General features: G+C 67.0%; 1 protein-coding gene. It reads right to left on the bottom strand.

All coding sequences use genetic code 11. The features are described from left to right. Positions 1-14 precede the first annotated feature (14 nt). Entirely contained in the window at positions 15-1,634 is a 1,620-nt protein-coding gene (locus tag AC5WRT_RS38800) for an IS4 family transposase (RefSeq protein ID WP_496101089.1), read from the bottom strand. Positions 1,635-1,747: the final 113 nt, after the last annotated feature.

The following is a 1,747-nucleotide window of genomic DNA, read 5'->3' as shown; positions in this document are numbered from 1 at the left end:
CCAATGCCACGAAGTTAAGGCTCAGTTGACGGTGTCAAGGCTCCAGGAAGAGGGATCTTGTACGTACTCGGTGCCGTACGGATGAGTCGGCCGTTGCGCGCCCAGTAGCAGAGCTGCGCGTTGAAGCCGCTCAGCACACGCCCGGTGGCGATGAGGCCGAGATGCCCTGCGATGTCGCGGGCGTGCATGGCCTGGTTGGAGTTCTCCGCCAAGATCCGGCAGACCTGTCCCCAGCGGCCGGAAGCGGCCCGGTCTGGGGCATGCGTGGTGGGGAGAGCCGGTGGATGCACGGTGATCACAATGGCGGTGATGGGCGTACTGTCGCGAGGCCGCCCGTCGCGGTTCCAGATGTTGTAGCGGGATGTACCGCACTTGACGATGCGAGCGGACAGCCGCATTCGGCGCTTGGGCAGCAACGCCTTCAGGACGCGGGTGCCAATGTGTCCTACCAGGTCAAGGCGTCCGCTCGGAGTTGCGGCCGCAGCCGTCCCAGCGACGCCAACGACCGTGTCGCGCGCGGCCTCCAGGGCCACGGTGAAGCCGGCCCGGTCGGGATCGCAGCCAGGAACTGTCTCCACTGCGGTCACCATCATCGAGCGCAGAGCCTGGTAGATGGTCAGGAGTGCCCACATCTCCTGGGTGAGGCCCACCGGGTCCTTCGACCGTAGAACGCGCCCTTTGAGCAGGGTGTGACGCAGTGCCAGATAGGCGGTCTCGATCTCCCAGCGCTCGTGATAGAGACCGACCAGGCGGTCTGCCGGGTCGGTGCGGTGGTCGCTCAGCGTGGTGAGCAGACGATAGGTTCCGCCGAAGTCGTCGCCGTCGGCGGTACGGGAGCGGATCTCGGCCTCGATCACCCTCAGTCGGACGCCGCCGATCCGGGTGAGGTAGGAGCCGTCGGGCAGCAGCGCGAGCACCGGTGGGCGCCGGGTGCTGGTGGCACGGATCAGCAACTGCGCCCCCTGAGCCACGACGTCTGCGAGCAGTTTGTTGCTGTCGAAGGCGCGGTCAGCCAGCAGGAGCATGTCCGAGGTCAAGTGGCTGACCAGGTCGTGGGCGTAGTCGGTTTCGCCCTTCGAGGCGGGTCCGAAGGCGGCGGTGATCAGGCCCCGGGTGCTGGTTTCGCACAGGGTCATCAGCATCAGCCGGGGGTAGCCGGAAGGGCCATGGCGGCGCGGCGTGCGGCCGAGCCAGGACCGGTTGCGTTCGTGGTCGGGGACGTTCAAGCTCCCACAGCCGTCGAAGGCGACCGTCCGCCAGCGCCGGTAGCGCACTCCGGGGGTGGACGGCTGGGCCAACGGGCCCGCCAGCACCTCGAACAGCCGCTGGAACGGGACTACTCCGATCCTCCGACGGAGATCGCGAAGGGCCTTCTCCGACGTCTGCGGCACCGCGGCGGCCAGTCCGGCCACGAGTTTTCCCCACACCAGCCCGGCGCCCAGGTGCTCGAACAACCCGAGCGCGAGCACGAAGTACACCCCGACGCGCGAGGGGAGACTGCGCAGCCGGCGCTCGCGCGTCCCGGTCTCCTCCAGCACCGCGTCCACCAGCTCGGTCGGGATGACCTGCGTCAATTCACCGACGTGTCCGGGTGCGAACACGTTATCGATTCTGTACGTGACAGACTGTGTCACAGGGCCTCTGCTCTCTCAGGAAGATCTTGGTCGATCCCCTGGATAGCAGAGGCCCGTCTCACGTCGCGGTCGCACTTGACACCGTCAACTGAGCCTTAACTTCGTGGCATTGG

This window comes from Streptomyces sp. NTD91 (genome assembly GCF_059510455.1).
Note: the sequence above shows the minus strand (reverse complement) of the source record. Positions and strands in the feature narration are given on the sequence as shown.